The 15,533-nt window shown below is 59.2% G+C and carries 15 protein-coding genes and 1 pseudogene; 4 read left to right on the top strand and 12 right to left on the bottom strand.

Annotated elements, in window-relative coordinates; genetic code table 11:
- Positions 1-796 precede the first annotated feature (796 nt).
- From ACZLHH_RS09855 to ACZLHH_RS09845, 3 genes are all read right to left on the bottom strand, one after another.
- Positions 797-1,276, bottom strand: coding sequence for a hypothetical protein (locus ACZLHH_RS09855; protein WP_288418026.1), 480 nt, complete (start codon positions 1,274-1,276; stop codon positions 797-799).
- A gap of 71 nt (positions 1,277-1,347) precedes the next feature.
- Entirely contained in the window at positions 1,348-2,079 is a 732-nt protein-coding gene (locus tag ACZLHH_RS09850; protein WP_180844120.1) for a hypothetical protein, read from the bottom strand.
- Between the two features lie 99 nt (positions 2,080-2,178).
- Entirely contained in the window at positions 2,179-3,018 is an 840-nt protein-coding gene (locus tag ACZLHH_RS09845) for a type 1 glutamine amidotransferase domain-containing protein (RefSeq protein WP_180844121.1), read from the bottom strand.
- Positions 3,019-3,113: 95 nt separating this feature from the next.
- On the opposite strand from ACZLHH_RS09845, the gene ACZLHH_RS09840 reads away from it, so the two are divergent.
- Positions 3,114-4,031 carry a LysR family transcriptional regulator gene (locus tag ACZLHH_RS09840; RefSeq protein WP_180844122.1) on the top strand — a complete coding sequence of 306 codons (918 nt, stop codon included), beginning with the start codon at positions 3,114-3,116 and terminating at the stop codon, positions 4,029-4,031.
- A gap of 544 nt (positions 4,032-4,575) precedes the next feature.
- On the top strand, positions 4,576-4,932 hold the full coding sequence (locus ACZLHH_RS09835; RefSeq protein WP_164227459.1) for a hypothetical protein: 357 nt from the start codon (positions 4,576-4,578) through the stop codon (positions 4,930-4,932).
- Positions 4,933-5,066: 134 nt separating this feature from the next.
- Here ACZLHH_RS09835 and ACZLHH_RS09830 read toward each other — a convergent pair whose 3' ends face one another.
- The 4 genes from ACZLHH_RS09830 to ACZLHH_RS09815 all read right to left on the bottom strand — a co-directional run bounded on the left by ACZLHH_RS09830 (position 5,067) and on the right by ACZLHH_RS09815 (position 8,790).
- Positions 5,067-6,107: a DUF4062 domain-containing protein gene (locus ACZLHH_RS09830; RefSeq protein WP_180844123.1), complete on the bottom strand. Its 1,041-nt coding sequence runs from the start codon at positions 6,105-6,107 to the stop codon at positions 5,067-5,069.
- Between the two features lie 343 nt (positions 6,108-6,450).
- On the bottom strand, positions 6,451-6,813 hold the full coding sequence (locus tag ACZLHH_RS09825) for a 4-fold beta flower protein (RefSeq protein WP_111103147.1): 363 nt from the start codon (positions 6,811-6,813) through the stop codon (positions 6,451-6,453).
- A gap of 635 nt (positions 6,814-7,448) precedes the next feature.
- Entirely contained in the window at positions 7,449-8,276 is an 828-nt protein-coding gene (locus tag ACZLHH_RS09820; RefSeq protein ID WP_111103154.1) for a TIR domain-containing protein, read from the bottom strand.
- Positions 8,277-8,358: 82 nt separating this feature from the next.
- Positions 8,359-8,790: a bactofilin family protein gene (locus tag ACZLHH_RS09815; protein ID WP_146268428.1), complete on the bottom strand. Its 432-nt coding sequence runs from the start codon at positions 8,788-8,790 to the stop codon at positions 8,359-8,361.
- 447 nt (positions 8,791-9,237) lie between these two features.
- Here ACZLHH_RS09815 and sul2 point away from each other — a divergent pair, with 447 nt between their 5' ends.
- Both sul2 and ACZLHH_RS09805 read left to right on the top strand, forming a co-directional pair.
- Positions 9,238-10,053 (top strand): sulfonamide-resistant dihydropteroate synthase Sul2, encoded by an 816-nt coding sequence (gene sul2 / locus ACZLHH_RS09810; protein WP_001043260.1) that lies wholly within the window; start codon positions 9,238-9,240, stop codon positions 10,051-10,053.
- 86 nt (positions 10,054-10,139) lie between these two features.
- Complete coding sequence (locus tag ACZLHH_RS09805; protein ID WP_000251875.1) at positions 10,140-10,442, top strand: phosphoglucosamine mutase; 303 nt, start codon at positions 10,140-10,142, stop codon at positions 10,440-10,442.
- 175 nt (positions 10,443-10,617) lie between these two features.
- Here the strand turns inward: ACZLHH_RS09805 and ACZLHH_RS09800 are convergent, their stop codons facing one another.
- The 5 genes and pseudogenes from ACZLHH_RS09800 to ACZLHH_RS09780 form a co-directional block, all read right to left on the bottom strand.
- Positions 10,618-12,111, bottom strand: coding sequence for an IS91-like element ISCR2 family transposase (locus ACZLHH_RS09800; protein WP_001120888.1), 1,494 nt, complete (start codon positions 12,109-12,111; stop codon positions 10,618-10,620).
- Positions 12,112-12,222: 111 nt separating this feature from the next.
- Positions 12,223-12,501: a LysR family transcriptional regulator gene (locus tag ACZLHH_RS09795; RefSeq protein WP_001100557.1), complete on the bottom strand. Its 279-nt coding sequence runs from the start codon at positions 12,499-12,501 to the stop codon at positions 12,223-12,225.
- 54 nt (positions 12,502-12,555) lie between these two features.
- Positions 12,556-13,770 (bottom strand): chloramphenicol/florfenicol efflux MFS transporter FloR, encoded by a 1,215-nt coding sequence (gene floR / locus ACZLHH_RS09790; RefSeq protein ID WP_000214119.1) that lies wholly within the window; start codon positions 13,768-13,770, stop codon positions 12,556-12,558.
- A 216-nt stretch (positions 13,771-13,986) separates the two neighbouring features.
- The gene (locus tag ACZLHH_RS09785) at positions 13,987-14,871 is read right to left on the bottom strand and encodes a DUF3363 domain-containing protein (protein ID WP_001447541.1); all 885 of its coding nucleotides are present in this window, start codon (positions 14,869-14,871) and stop codon (positions 13,987-13,989) included.
- 30 nt (positions 14,872-14,901) lie between these two features.
- Positions 14,902-15,516, bottom strand: a pseudogene (locus ACZLHH_RS09780) (IS91-like element ISCR2 family transposase); the annotation flags it as partial.
- Positions 15,517-15,533: the final 17 nt, after the last annotated feature.

Below are 15,533 nucleotides of genomic sequence, written 5' to 3'. Positions count from 1 at the left end.
ACACTACGGCCCACGTGTAGAGCTGAAACGCGATGGGCTCGCGAAATGGAGAGAACAGAAACGGACCTGCCAGCAGCAGGCCGAATGCGACTGCGTACACAAGCCAGCCCTGCCACGCGCACGGCATCCCCCAACCCCATCCGTACTTTTTCCTGGTAAACCAGTACTTCCTGCTGATCATTGCAATCTTCCTCGATGGCCGCCGGTCTCACGTACCTGATCCAAGCATGCTTTGAGCTGTTCGTGAAGACGTCGGTCCAGAATCAAGTCAGTATCCCCTCTGGCTGTGACGAGAACAGAGCTACGGTCCCTGCGCAGCACGAAGACGTTGCGACCGCTGTGCATGCGGAACTTGCCAAGCTCAACGCCACCGGTGCTCGTTCCAAGTTGCCGGTGAGGCAGCGTGATCCTTGAAGCATCTATGCCGAGAGGAAGCGCGTAGGCGTGAATCAGGGGTACATCCAGCGTCGATCGGCACATCATCAGGAACTACTCCGCAGAGATTGACCGCATGCCACAAACGTAAATCGTCTCGACAATTGTCTCAAATGCGTCTTCGTCACAGGTGACAAGGCCCACGCTTCGCATCGCGCGCAGAAACGAGCGGACCTCGTTCCATGTTACGGGCTTTGCGTGTTCATCGCAGATCATACTTGCACTGCCCCGCATGAGAATGCTTCGGCATCAGATACCGCGCAACAAACGCCCATTTCTCATCGATCACATCGGTCGAACAGGGGCTGCGCGCTGTGATGCCATTGCAGTGACACTGTTCATACCGAACTTGAAACACGCTCTAGAAGAGGACGCTCGCTCGATCAACGGTCGCGAGCGGATTAGCCTTCCGCACCGCCTCCAGGAACAGCAGGAAGTCGCGGTTGAACAGCGTCAGGTTGTTGGTAAACGTCACGCACTTTCTGCCCGATGCTTTGCTGAAGCACACCTGCCAGACATAGCGCCCGTAGATCTTGTCGGACGTTCGTGTGACTGAGGTGATCTGCGAAAGCGGAACCGCCGTGGGCACCGGCCCACGCCGCAGGTAAAAGGACGCCGCATCAAAGAAATAGTGCTCGCGATCCTCTTTGCCATCCACCATCACCAAGGTCATGGATGTTCCGGAGATCCGGCGAGGAGGATCCAAACGCAGCCCCGATTTCACGGACGAGCGAGCAGTTGCCGACATTCGCCGAAGGGTAAACCAGAGGATCACCAACGGAAGCGCCGCAAGGACAATGAAACCTACGGTCTTCAAAGCAGTTTCCAGCGTGCTGGGCACACAGATCTCCAGGATGAACTTTCAGGGGATAGATCCACACCATGCGTGGATGACTCTCCCTCAACGCCTTTTCACTTCCAATGATCCGGCCCCAGGAACGGCAGGCTCAACACAAACACCGGAACCGCCACAGGAATCAACGCCGCGCCCAGCACCTTGCCGGCCGCCGCCCCAACACCCGGCTTGTCCTCCCGCTCCGGCAGGATCCGCTGCGCCCGCGCACTGATCGGCTGCGCCAGCTTCCCCTTCTCCGCCAACGCAGCAGCGTCCGGCAACTTCACCCGCTCGCCATCGCCCTCGAACAGCGCGCTGTAATAGCTGCCGCCCTTCTTTGAAAGATTGCAGGCCCGATCAAACGCCAGCGCATAACGGCTCCGATCCTGCGGCAGGTAGTAGCGCGCCCGCTCATCCACATACTTCGCCTCACGCGGGAGCACCTCAATCCGCTCCAGCTTGAACTGCGCGGCCTGTTCCGGCGTCACCTGCTCCGGCCGCAGCAGCAGCGCATAGCTGCCGTGCACCTTGGCCTTGTCGGCCGGGTCGCGCCAGTCCTCATGGAAGTACATCTGCGCGCAGGCCACCGCCTCGCGCAGCGGGCTGTCCATCAGCGCGCGGTACTCGCGGAACGGTGCAGCATTGAAGCGCATCGGTTCTTCAAAGCGCGGCAGCAGGTACAGCTGGCCGTCGTCGGCCACGAATGCGCCGGTGATTTCGCGGCTTGAGGCGTGCTCCTCCGGGCCACTGGCACAGCCGGACAGCAAGCCAAGGCACAGGGCGGGGAGAATGAAAAAAGACGTTCGCATGTCGTGTTGTAGGGCTTCCGTGGAAAACCGGCCCCCGCCCGGAAGGACGAGGCCAGTCCGCCATGGTGCCACGGCACCGCACGCGATGCAGGCCCCGCCCTACTTCAACCGCTCCACCAACCGCTGCCCCACCTCCAACGCCGAAGCCGGGTTCTGCCCGGTAATCAGCTCACGGTCCACCACCACATGCCCCGTCCACGGCGTGGCATTGCTGCTGAACTTCGCACCCGCCCGCTGTAACGCGGTCTGCGGGTAGAACTTCATCTCGCCACCACCCAACTGCGGTTTAGCCAGCGCCTCTTCCTGGTTGCTGATCACCGTCATCTGGTAGCCGCTGTAAATCCACTTCGGCGTAGCCGGCATCGCACCCACCTCCAGCTTCGCCACGAAACCATCCGCATCCGGCAGCGTGGACAGCAGCGCGATCGGCCCGTGGCAGACCAGCGCGGTGGTCTTGTTGCGTTGGTGGAAGTCGGCCAGCAGCCGGCCCAGCGCCGGGCTCTTTAGCAGGTCCTGCATCGGCGCGTGGCCACCCGGAATGTAGACCGCATCGAAACGCGCGTAGCCCTGCTGCTCGACGCGCGCCAGGCTGACCACCGGCGAGGCCGTCGGCGAGGTCAGCGCCAGCTTCTCCAGCAGTTCCTTGTGCAGCGTCAGCTGCGCGGCATCGTTGCCGAAGTACGCCGCCGTCACCGAGGATACGTCCACCGTCGGCGCCCGCCCCTGCGGCGTGGCGAAGGTCACCTCGTGGCCCGCGTCCAGCAGCAGCTTGACCGGCTGCATCAGCTCGTTGAGATAGAAGCCGGTGGACAGCACCTTGCCGTCCTTCAGGTCCAGGTGGTTTTCGTCAGACAGCACCACCAGCACGTTGGCGGCATGCACGCCGGTGGCGGCCAGGGTCAGGGCCAGCGCTGCGGCCAGCCGGGTCATCAGGTTCATGGGGAGCTCCTATCGGGGAATGACGCCACTTTATTCATCGCCCCAGCGGCGATAAATTGGCCTCATCGCAAAACATCTGTTCCCCGGAGAGCCAAATGAGCCGCAAGTTCGACTACCTGGGCGATGTGGAGGTGTTCCTGGCGGTGGTCGAGCACTGCTCGTTCACGGCCGGCGCGGCGGCGCTGTCCACCACGCCCTCGGTGCTGAGCCGCGCGGTCACCCGCCTGGAAGCGCGGCTGGGCCGGCAGCTGCTGCAGCGGACCACCCGCCGCGTGGGCCTGACCGACGCCGGGCGGCTCTACCTGGAACAGGTGCGCACCGCCTTCGGGCTGCTGGACGACGCCGAGCGCGACGTACTGGCCCAGGACGGTGCGCTGGCCGGCCGCGTGCGCCTGAGCGTGCCCACCACCTATGGCCACTACCGGCTGCCGCCCGTGCTGGCGCGCTTTGCGCAGCAGTACCCGCAGGTGCAGGTGGAACTGAACATCACCAACCGCAACGTGGACCTGGTGGCCGAAGGCTTCGACCTGGCCATCCGCCTGGGCCAGCTGCCGGACAGCGGGCTGGTGGGGCGAAAGCTGGAAGACGCGCCACTGCTGCTGGTGGCTTCGCCGGAGTACCTGCAGCGCCGCGGTACGCCGCAGACGCTGGACGATCTGCAGCAGCACCTGTGCCTGCCCTTCGTGATGCCGCGTACTGGGCGGTTGGCGCCATGGATCTTCCGCGACGGCGGGCGCGACGTGGACTGGCTGCCGCGTTCGTCCATCGAGACCTCCGACGATGTGCTGGGCCTGGTGTCGCTGGCCGAACAGGGCATCGGCATCTGCCAGAGCTATGCGTTCATCGTGCGCGAGCGGTTGCAGCGGGGGGAGCTGGTGGAGGTATTGCCGCAGCTGCGTGGGCGGTCGCGGCCGTTCTCGGTGATCTATGCGCCGCATCGGCGGCAGTCGGCTGCGGCGCGGGCGATGATTGAGTTGCTGGTGGGTAATGCGGGTGAGGATGGCGTTGGTTGAAGGTGGGAGGCTCGTTGGCGGTGTCGTGTTTGAACCGCTTTTCGCGGTGTGTGGCTGATCACGCGCCGTTGCTTGGCAAGGCTCACTAAGAACTGTTGCAAAGAAGGCCGTCGCGCTATTCGCTTGTGGCGTGGGCGATTGCGCCACTTGGATTCGCTATCGACAGAGCAGCTGCGCGAATGCGTCTACTGACGTCGCGGCCTGCACGAATGGTGCGTGCAACAATAGTTCTTCGCTCTCGGATTCAACGATTCCTTCGCGAATTTCTATTGGTATTCGAAGCGGCTGCGTAAACACCATGGCGCGCCACCGACAACGGGTGGCAGCGGGCGTCCAAACCCGAGACAGATAGTTGTTTACGCTTGCCCGTCGGCACCGTCCTTAACCGGTGCCGGCGGGCAATCCGTCGGCCTTTATGGCGGGCGGTGCGTGGGGGTCTTCGGACCCGCCGGTTATTGACAACTGTCTGTCCCGGTTTGGAACCCGCACCGTCCGCCACCTCTTCGCGGTGGCGCTGTTAAGCACAGCCACGGAAGCCGACGCCATGAACGAATCCGACACCTTCTCCTCGTACACCGTTGTTGAGCCCATCAACGACGACACTCCCCTGCCCGACCTGAACTCCCTGCTCGGCATCCTCAAGCGCATGCGCGGCTGCGAGGGGGCTGATGGGCACCCGTGGCCGGAAACCGATGTGTCGCCCGGCCGCCGCGTCAGTCTGGCCAGGAGCGAGCGCGCGATGGTGGGGGCGCTAACGGTGCTGGAGTTGTTGCACGCGGCGGACCGCTGCCGAGTAGCAGCGGACCCGGAGCGGCATCTGGATGAGGGGGTGGTGGATGGGCTGTTTCTGGCTTGCCGCGGGTTGGTTGAGTGGGCGTGCCACGAGGTGAGACCGGAGTGATCTGCCTCCTGGAGCATACTCGCGGCAGGCTTCGTCTGACCTCGCATATAACAACGTCCGCTTCCGGCCAGAAACGGACATCGAACGCCTGATATATGCCGCCGCGTGAGGCGAATTCGGCTTGAGCGAATATGTTAGGACTCTGTACGCTGGATCGCTCTCAGCTTAGTCATTTGGTTATCGCCATAGGGCGTTAGCGTCCAATATGTAGCCGTGTCTTTCACGCTACGATTCTTGCTACTCTTAGTAATCAGTCCTAGGGCCCGAAGTTGTATCTTTACGGTCTGAAAATCGTCCCCGCGCACAGTGAAATCAAAGAATCGGTGGCCTTTGAAACCCCTCTTTGAGGAGAGGTCCTCGTGTTCCTTCGTTCTCACAAGGCTGTTAAGAGCTATCCGCAAGCCAGCCTCATCAGACTCGTCGATCATGAGCGGTGCAAGCGCGGAGAAAATTTCGTCCCAGGCGAGCACTGAGACTCCTCTATAAGTCTCTCCATCGCTCCTGTAGCCAGTTGGAGACGCTATGAACGTATAGGCGAGAGAGGCCTGATCAGCGCCCTGCGCCAACGTGCTGGCGCCTTCCGGTGCTTCGGTTGCTACTGCCGAGAGCTTCCGCTCCAGTTCGTCCACTGTCCTGCGAAGGGACAAGATTTCAGTAGTAGCACTCTCCGAGGGAACCTGATCACCTCGCACCCAACCAATACTAGGATGTGTCTTGATCAGTTTAACGAGACTGCGACTGACTTGGCTTCCCAAGTCAGCGGGAGAGTCCCAGAAACGGCACATGCGCTTCTGAACAAACTCTCGGAACTCTCCAAGCTTCTCTCGCCCACTCTCCGACTGCTCCGATTTGCTCGTTGCGATCTGAGATGGGTCTTTGTGGACAAATCCAAGAATTGGCTTTCCCTTTTCCAGCGCGTATCGATACTCCATCTCTGTGTAGCTATGGCCATTAGGGCCAATACTTCCATAGCGCCCCCCTAGAATTACCATGTAATAGTCGCAGTCATCAATTACTTTTTTGATGAGCGTCCATTGATCTTCGTTGGCAGCTGGAAACAGTTCCATGCCAGATGGGATGCAATCAAGTTCAAGCAGTGCCTGCATCACTTCCTGCCGCTCTTGCTGTAGGTCGGCGAAAGTCGAGCTGACAAAAACTTGGTATCTTTTTTCCATATAACACTCCCTCCAGAGGCATAATGCCCGAACCAAGTCGATCAGCAAATCGGTTTCGGCTCGAATGAACTAGGCGGCATCCGCGCGAATAGCTGAAGGTGATAACCGCCATGTAGTTAATTGTAAGCGCAACCTGAGGATACATAACCAAGGTTGGCCAAAGTCCGATGCATTGAGCGAAGTGGCTAACACTCCGCCTAGCCGCGATAAATCAACCTAATCCCTGCCCCAGTGCCCGCTTCCGGGCAATGCCAGATATCACCCCATGGTCGCTCGAAATGACGTCTAACGCCGAGTTAAGCCGAGCCGCGAAGCGGCTTCGGCTTGAACGAATTGTTCGGCCCTACTGCGCCAGCCATTGAGCGAACGTCATCTGCGACCACCCCCCGAGAGGCTGAAGTGGTTGAAGAGGCTTAAGCGGCTGAAGCGGGCGGAGGGGACGCAAAGGCCTAAGGGGTTTGAGTGGATTGAGTGGCTTCAGCGGCTTGAGGGAGCCACTAGGCGCGGTATTCTGAAGCCAAGCTACAGGCCTCCCATTTGTGTCCAAGAAAGAACCGTTATGGAACGGCCCAAGCCACGTGTTGCGGGCCGCTGAAAACACATGGCCATTGGCCACGAAGGCGATCCACTCCTGATTAAGGTCGAAGAAGTGATGCCCGTCGAACCAAGCTACGAGATTGGTTCCAGAATCAAAAATAGGTGTCATTGAATCCTTCCTGTAGTGCCAAACCAACTAATAGACGGAACCTCGAATCCGGCTATACGGCTTATCCACAAAGCACCGTATGACGGGCTTTCCCTCTTGATACGGCCCGATCTTAGGACGGCTGGCTCCGGCGAACAAGCCAATGTATTACCGGACCCAGCAGAGGGACCATCGCAAAGTCGCTCCGGCGGAGGTTCTGATGTCGGCCATGGGTCGCATGACGCCCTGCCACGGGGAGCGGACATCAATGACCTGCCTCCTACCGGGCAGTGTCTTCATCAGCGCGGATTCGCCTCCGGGGCCACCTTCCTGGGTTACGGCCGAACTGAAAGCTGCAGATCGTCCCGCTAGGACCAAATGCCTTGCGGACGTGCAAGGGAGCGCCTCCATCCATCGACCGGTGCGCAGCCGATTCTTTGCGTTTGCGAGATCTTCTGGGCAGGACGTGTGGAAGCCCCGGGTCTCAGCTCTTTGGAAATCATCCGCGTCAAGGTAAGATCCTGAGTGGCGCACTCAGAGCGCTCGCGAGTACCGATATAACCATCAACGACTTTATCGAAAGTGAGTATGAGGGCGAACGCTTGAATTGAGCGGGGGCGAGCCGTCCGCCTCGAACGAGATGTGAACCCCCCACTCTACACAACACGATTCATATCCACGGAATAGCCAGCCGTACGGAGCTCTTTAGCAAGAGCAACGCGCCAAGCACCGTGGTGGTCCAGCGGCACGTAAACAACGCCGCTTATGTCGTTGGGAATCTCAACATCGCCTTTCACGAGAGCAGACACGTTGTGGCGGCCAAGCTTGCCGATCAGATACCCGTGCTCAAATACTACGTTTTGCCGTGCGCGCGACCGCTGATGCTCGTTTGCAAAGCCACCGATATCACAGGGGGTGTAAAGAACAACAGCGAAACCTACGTTCGTATGTGCTTCAATCTTTTCAATGATTGTCTGCCCGGAATTAGCTTGCTCGTGAAGAATTATGGCCTCAAAGCCGAGCCTCTCAACGAAACGGGCAACATCTGTTTTTGCCAAGTCATCACGGCCATGAACAATGAATACTTTGGATGGGTCGCGGATAGCGGAAGGCTTGGGTAGATCTTCAGGCGAAATAGTAGTTTTCGCCTCATCGAAGACTTGGGCGGTGATGTCCTTCGCATGTGTTTCATACGAAATAACACTGCTTGGCGAAACAAACATGATTATGCCAGCAGGCATATTGTCGTTTTCGTACTGCGAGAGCACTCGAGAGCTCTTCTCCGTCTGCTTTATGGCGATACGGCGGACCTCGCTGTGCTGAAGAAAATACCCGTCGAATTGAAATCCTTGCTTGCGAAGGTAGGGATAGACGACGCGCTCCAAGACATCCCTTAGATCCGCCTTGTCAAGTTCAAAATACTCTCTATTTACGCCCTGCTTGCCAACCTTCTCATTTGTTTCAACGATGACGTGATAGAACATAGTAATCCCAAGGGGGCTGGCCCATGAATTAAACCGGCGCTACGAAGCGGCGACCGGCTTGGATGAACTGTTAGGTCGCTACCTACCACTCGTAGTAGTGAACGCCATCTTTGATAGAGGCAGGCTGCTTAATGTAGCCATCGCCCTCGAGGCGAATAGTGCCATTGCCGGATTGTGCGCCAGCGAAGACACCACGAACTACGACCAGCCCATCGTTAACAAGCGTTCCCGCGAGCTTTCCGGAAGGCTCGATGGTCAAAGACGCGCCACGTTCCAGACTGGTGGTGCCTTGAATGGCGCCAAAGACAGTGACTGTAGCATGCGGAGCAACCGCAACGGTTCCCTGCTGCTGCCCATTGATACGTACTGTGCCTCCGGCCTGAATATCGAGTGTCCCCTGTAATGTCCCATCCAGACACAGGGTGCCGCCTGAAGTTACTCGGACAGTGCCGCGTTGCGTGCCGAGGATCGTATGCTCGGAAGTGATAACGATAATTTGAGAATGATCGTTCATGGTATGGCGTGCTTTCCCTTTGACTTACCTCGATCTTAGGGAGGCAGGGTCCGGCTAACAAGTGAGCGCAGAACCGGACCAAGCGGTAGCGGACACTACAAAAAAACAAGGGCGCCTCTCGGCGCCCTCGTTCTTTCAACTCATTCCCACTCTATTGTAAACAAGACATTTTTATCTTTTATATTCAATGGCTTATTTTCCTGCTAATTGGTAATACCATGAAAAATACCATGCTCAGAAAAGGCTTAACAATATTTTGAAAAATTGCCTACTGAGCGCTGCCGCACAGCTCCATAGGCCGCTTTCCTGGCTTTGCTTCCAGATGTATGCTCTTCTGCTCCTGCAGCTAATGGATCACCGCAAACAGGTTACTCGCCTGGGGATTCCCTTTCGACCCGAGCATCCGTATGAGACTCATGCTCGATTATTATTATTATAGAAGCCCCCATGAATAAATCGCTCATCATTTTCGGCATCGTCAACATAACCTCGGACAGTTTCTCCGATGGAGGCCGGTATCTGGCGCCAGACGCAGCCATTGCGCAGGCGCGTAAGCTGATGGCCGAGGGGGCAGATGTGATCGACCTCGGTCCGGCATCCAGCAATCCCGACGCCGCGCCTGTTTCGTCCGACACAGAAATCGCGCGTATCGCGCCGGTGCTGGACGCGCTCAAGGCAGATGGCATTCCCGTCTCGCTCGACAGTTATCAACCCGCGACGCAAGCCTATGCCTTGTCGCGTGGTGTGGCCTATCTCAATGATATTCGCGGTTTTCCAGACGCTGCGTTCTATCCGCAATTGGCGAAATCATCTGCCAAACTCGTCGTTATGCATTCGGTGCAAGACGGGCAGGCAGATCGGCGCGAGGCACCCGCTGGCGACATCATGGATCACATTGCGGCGTTCTTTGACGCGCGCATCGCGGCGCTGACGGGTGCCGGTATCAAACGCAACCGCCTTGTCCTTGATCCCGGCATGGGGTTTTTTCTGGGGGCTGCTCCCGAAACCTCGCTCTCGGTGCTGGCGCGGTTCGATGAATTGCGGCTGCGCTTCGATTTGCCGGTGCTTCTGTCTGTTTCGCGCAAATCCTTTCTGCGCGCGCTCACAGGCCGTGGTCCGGGGGATGTCGGGGCCGCGACACTCGCTGCAGAGCTTGCCGCCGCCGCAGGTGGAGCTGACTTCATCCGCACACACGAGCCGCGCCCCTTGCGCGACGGGCTGGCGGTATTGGCGGCGCTGAAAGAAACCGCAAGAATTCGTTAACTGCACATTCGGGATATTTCTCTATATTCGCGGTTCAGCAGGCATGTCCCCTTTGAGGGCGACCCGACGACAGGATAATCGACCTTATGGTGCGCAAATATTTCGGCACAGACGGTATTCGTGGCAAAGCCAACGAAGGCGCGATGACGGCGGAAACCGCCTTGCGCGTCGGCATGGCGGCTGGCCGTGTCTTTCGTCGCGGTGACCACCGCCATCGTGTCGTGATCGGCAAGGATACGCGCCTGTCGGGCTATATGCTTGAACCCGCGCTCACAGCCGGTTTCACCTCGATGGGCATGGACGTATTCCTTTTTGGCCCGCTGCCGACAACGTATAGGAAGAATAAACGCCCTTTTCACCCAAGTCCAACAGCTTTGGACCGCAGTTGACTCTTTCGACACCCCTGCGATGCAACCCAATCCGGCTGACGGGGAGCCAGCAACGCTGAAAATTTACCCTCCTCTTTCCCACTAGCGGCTCCTTTTCCGACAACCAGCACGGCGGATCCCTGCCGCGGCGCTGTGAACGCAGCATTTTGATTGGTATCGTTGGCCTTCAGGCTCGTCAGTCAAACAGACCCAGGAGCAGCTCAGCCGGTGGCGCCCGGCTTTCGGGTAACGCCCTGGTCCCGCTGGTTTCGGCTTTGTGCTTCAGGTGATCAAGGATCTGCTTGATCACTATAGGGTCTTCAATGCAGGCGATGACTTTCATGGCGCCGCCGCAGCCGCTGCAGGTCTCGATGTCGATATTGAAAACACGCTTGAGCCGTTGCGCCCATGTCATCGACGCTCGCCGTTGTGCTGGTGTTGCCGGTTCATCAGCCACCCTGACCTTGTTGCCCCTGCCCCGTTTTGCCGGCGTGACCAACGCCCGGTGCCGACTGTTGGGTGCGAACACCCCGTGGAAGCGGGTTAGGTTGACTCTGGGCTTCGGTACCAGGGCGGCCAGCCTTGCAATGAAATCCAATGGTTCGAAAATGACGTGCGTGGTGCCGTCCCGGTACGGCGTCTTGAGCTGGTAGCGCACGTTGCCGCCTCGTGTTAACGACAGCCGCTTCTCGGATACCGCCGGGCGGCTGATGTACCGGCACAGCCGTTCGAGCTTCTTGCGTTCATCGGCCCTGGCCGCCACGCCGGCGTGCAGGCTGGACCCGGCTACCTTGCCAATCCCGTCACCGAACGGATCACCACTGGTCGGCAGAGTTTGCAAAGTGAACACCTTTCGCCCCGCCTGTGAACCGACAGCGATACGGTAAGTGATCGAGTGCCCCAGCAGGGGTGTCATCGGGTCGTCATCCACCGCATCCGAGGCCAGATAGCTGTTTTCGACATCCCGTTCCAGCAGGCCTTGCCGTTCCAGATAGCGACCCACCCGGTGGGCGATGGTGTGCGTCAGCTGGGTGAGCTCTGGGCTGGTCGGCGCCTTGACCCAGCGGAAACGCGCTGAGCCGTGGGATTGCTCGACATACACACCGTCGAGAAACAGCATGTGGAAGTGAACATTCAGATTGAGCGCCGATCCAAAACGCTGGATCAGGGTGACCGCGCCCGTCTTGGCCACTTGGTGGGTATGGCCCGCTTTCTTGACCAGGTGCGTGGCAATGACGCGGTAAACGATGCCCAGCACCCACCCCATGATCTCGGGCCGGCTGGCAAACAGGAAACGCAGCTGAAACGGGAAGCTCAACACCCACTGACGCATGGGTTGTTCAGGCAGTACTTCATCAACCAGCAAGGCGGCACTTTCGGCCATCCGCCGCGCCCCACAGCTCGGGCAGAAACCGCGACGCTTACAGCTGAAAGCGACCAGGTGCTCGGCGTGGCAAGACTCGCAGCGAACCCGTAGAAAGCCATGCTCCAGCCGCCCGCATTGGAGAAATTCTTCAAATTCCCGTTGCACATAGCCCGGCAATTCCTTTCCCTGCTCTGCCATAAGCGCAGCGAATGCCGGGTAATACTCGTCAACGATCTGATAGAGAAGGGTTTGCTCGGGTCGGTGGCTCTGGTAACGACCAGTATCCCGATCCCGGCTGGCCGTCCTGGCCGCCACATGAGGCATGTTCCGCGTCCTTGCAATACTGTGTTTACATACAGTCTATCGCTTAGCGGAAAGTTCTTTTACCCTCAGCCGAAATGCCTGCCGTTGCTAGACATTGCCAGCCAGTGCCCGTCACTCCGCGGTCTTCACTGCGTGATCGAGTTGATCGACACCCGCCGTGACACGCTCCATGAAGTGCCTGCCTGCGTCTGTTAGCCGAACGCCCCGCGCATGGCGCTCAAATAGCAGGACACCAAGGTTATCCTCCAGCGCTTTCACACGCGCGCTGACGCTCGACTGGCTGATACCAAGTGCCTTGGCCGCATGCCGAAAATTCAGATGCTCGGCGACGGCGATGAACTGAACAAGGGAAATGAGCGGTATCCTGCCAGACAGGATACCGACATTCACGAGGTTTCGATGGTTAGTGCGCCGCATCGGAGCGGGCCTGCTACCAGTCGTCGGTTAGACGACTGGCGACTTCTCGGTGGCAGCCCCACGGAGCCGAAGGAGCACCAGCCCCAACGAAACCAGTACCGCCATCGCCGTGGCGTAACAGATCACGGGCCACGCTGTGTCACCGTTTAAAAGTGCCACCGCCAATGTCCCGACAATGCTGACTATCAGGCTTTGAACGCAGAAGTAGAACGCGACCGCTGATCCCGCGATGTCGTCGAACTCTGCCAAAGCGCCGTTCGCGGTAACGGACACCGTGAAGACAATACCGACCGCGACAACCCACATCGGTAGGATGAAGGTGAGGAATGACGGCGAGCCGTAAAGTTCGCCGATCCCCAACAGGACCGCTCCGCAAACAAGCAACGCCATCCCACGCGCCACGCATCCTGCGATGCCCCATCTGGCGACAAAGGACTTCGCGAAACGGGTTGTCACGATCATTACAAGCGCGACAGTGGCGAAGGCAAAGCTGAATCCGATCTCGGAATATTCCGCTTGGCCTATGAGCACACGGGGAGCCGTCGAGAAGAAGACGAAGAAGGTGCCCATACCGGCGCTAAAGCCGACAGTGTAAACCCAAAAAGCCGGACTCGCGAAGATCGGCAAGACAGATCGGCGCGTCTTGACTTGATCCAGAGGGCGGGTTTCGTGCCACCTGAAACCCGCATTTAGGAGTGCGAGCATCGCCAGTATAGCCAAAGTAATGAATATCGCCTGCCATCCCAAGAACTCGCCGATCAATGCTCCGGCGATAGGGCCGAGCGCAGGCACGAACGCCAGCATCGAACTGAAAAGGCCGTAGATGACGACACCCTCAGGACGGTTGGCATAAACGTCGCGAACCGTCGCGAACGTCGCCACCAGCATGGCCGACGCGCCCACTGCTTGAAGTAGACGGAAAGCGACAAAGGCCGGTGCAGTTGAAGACCAAGCTGCTCCCAGAGACGCAATGACGAAAGCCGTTGCGCCCGCAAGTAGAATTGGCCGTCGCCCGATTCTGTCTGAGAGCGGACCAAAAATCACCTGGCCCACGCCGAGCATCACCATATAGAGGCTCAACGTGAGTTGGATCATAGCGGGCGTCGTGTTCAGGATGCCGGGCATCGCTGGAACGACAGGGAGATAAATATCCATCGCCAGTGAAGCGAGGATGTCGAAAGGAGCCATCAGCAGCAGTGCTGCCGGCAGCGTATAGGCCCACGCGGGGCGTGTGGTGGTCATGACGAATCAACCCTCGATTAAGGAATACCGGGCGACGTCTGCTCGTCAGCAATCAGATGAGACTAGCCTTACAGAGCGCCGCAACAACAATACTGGTTGTTGCGGCTTACTTGTCTGCTGACTTGGAATTTCCCATCTGATTACTCCACGCTTACGAATATGAATTGCTACATTTTATCCGATTATCTTTTGCTTCGCAATGCGGCATGGGCGCACTCAGCGTTCCAGCCCCCTCTGCCGCCCTAACTGCCACGACACCGACCCGCCCTGCACGATGCCCATAACCTCGCGGCCGAGTTGGCGGTCGATGATCGGCCGCCACGGGACAAGGGTGAACTCATGGGATTTCTCGACCACGGCGAACTTGCCGCTCGATAGATGCACGGTTCCGGTAAACTTGCCGCTGACGCTCTCGCCGTCCGTGGCGGCGCGGAACGGCAGGCCCTTACTCAAAGCCATATCCGATCCGACGCCGGCTACCTCGCGCTCCCGCAGGATGGCGAGAAGGTTGCGCCGGTAGAAGACGCGGCTGTCCCGGCTGCGGGTGGCGTCGCCCTGTTCGATATGGTGCTCGCGGCGCTGGTCCATGGCTTCGCGGACTTGTTGCCCGAAGCCGGTTGGCGCAAGGTCGGCCGTCTCGCCGTGGATCAGCCGCCGGTCCAGCCAGGTCGCGCCGTCCGATCCGATCTGTTTGTTCAGATCGACCGGGGAAAGGACGCGAACGCTGGCCTGACTGTCTCGGCCGGCGTCATGGGCGGCGGCACGGCTGACCAGATCATCGGGGATGCGCCATTGGTCGGCGTCGATCCGCTCGACGATACCGGCCCGGCGTAGCGCCTCCAGCCGGCGCACATGGGCATCGACATAGCCCTCATAGTCGCCGCCTGGAACGCGGCACGTATAGGAAGAATAAACGCCCTTTTCACCCAAGTCCAACAGCTTTGGACCGCAGTTGACTCTTTCGACACCCCTGCGATGCAACCCAATCCGGCTGACGGGGAGCCAGCAACGCTGAAAATTTACCCTCCTCTTTCCCACTAGCGGCTCCTTTTCCGACAACCAGCACGGCGGATCCCTGCCGCGGCGCTGTGAACGCAGCATTTTGATTGGTATCGTTGGCCTTCAGGCTCGTCAGTCAAACAGACCCAGGAGCAGCTCAGCCGGTGGCGCCCGGCTTTCGGGTAACGCCCTGGTCCCGCTGGTTTCGGCTTTGTGCTTCAGGTGATCAAGGATCTGCTTGATCACTATAGGGTCTTCAATGCAGGCGATGACTTTCATGGCGCCGCCGCAGCCGCTGCAGGTCTCGATGTCGATATTGAAAACACGCTTGAGCCGTTGCGCCCATGTCATCGACGCTCGCCGTTGTGCTGGTGTTGCCGGTTCATCAGCCACCCTGACCTTGTTGCCCCTGCCCCGTTTTGCCGGCGTGACCAACGCCCGGTGCCGACTGTTGGGTGCGAACACCCCGTGGAAGCGGGTTAGGTTGACTCTGGGCTTCGGTACCAGGGCGGCCAGCCTTGCAATGAAATCCAATGGTTCGAAAATGACGTGCGTGGTGCCGTCCCGGTACGGCGTCTTGAGCTGGTAGCGCACGTTGCCGCCTCGTGTTAACGACAGCCGCTTCTCGGATACCGCCGGACGGCTGATGTACCGGCACAGCCGTTCGAGCTTCTTGCGTTCATCGGCCCTGGCCGCCACGCCGGCGTGCAGGCTGGACCCGGCTACCTTGCCAATCCCGTCACCGGGGTCGTTTGCGGGAGGGG

Source organism: Stenotrophomonas sp. 28608_Sma, from assembly GCF_056486185.1.
This window is presented reverse-complemented; position numbering and strand designations above follow the sequence as displayed.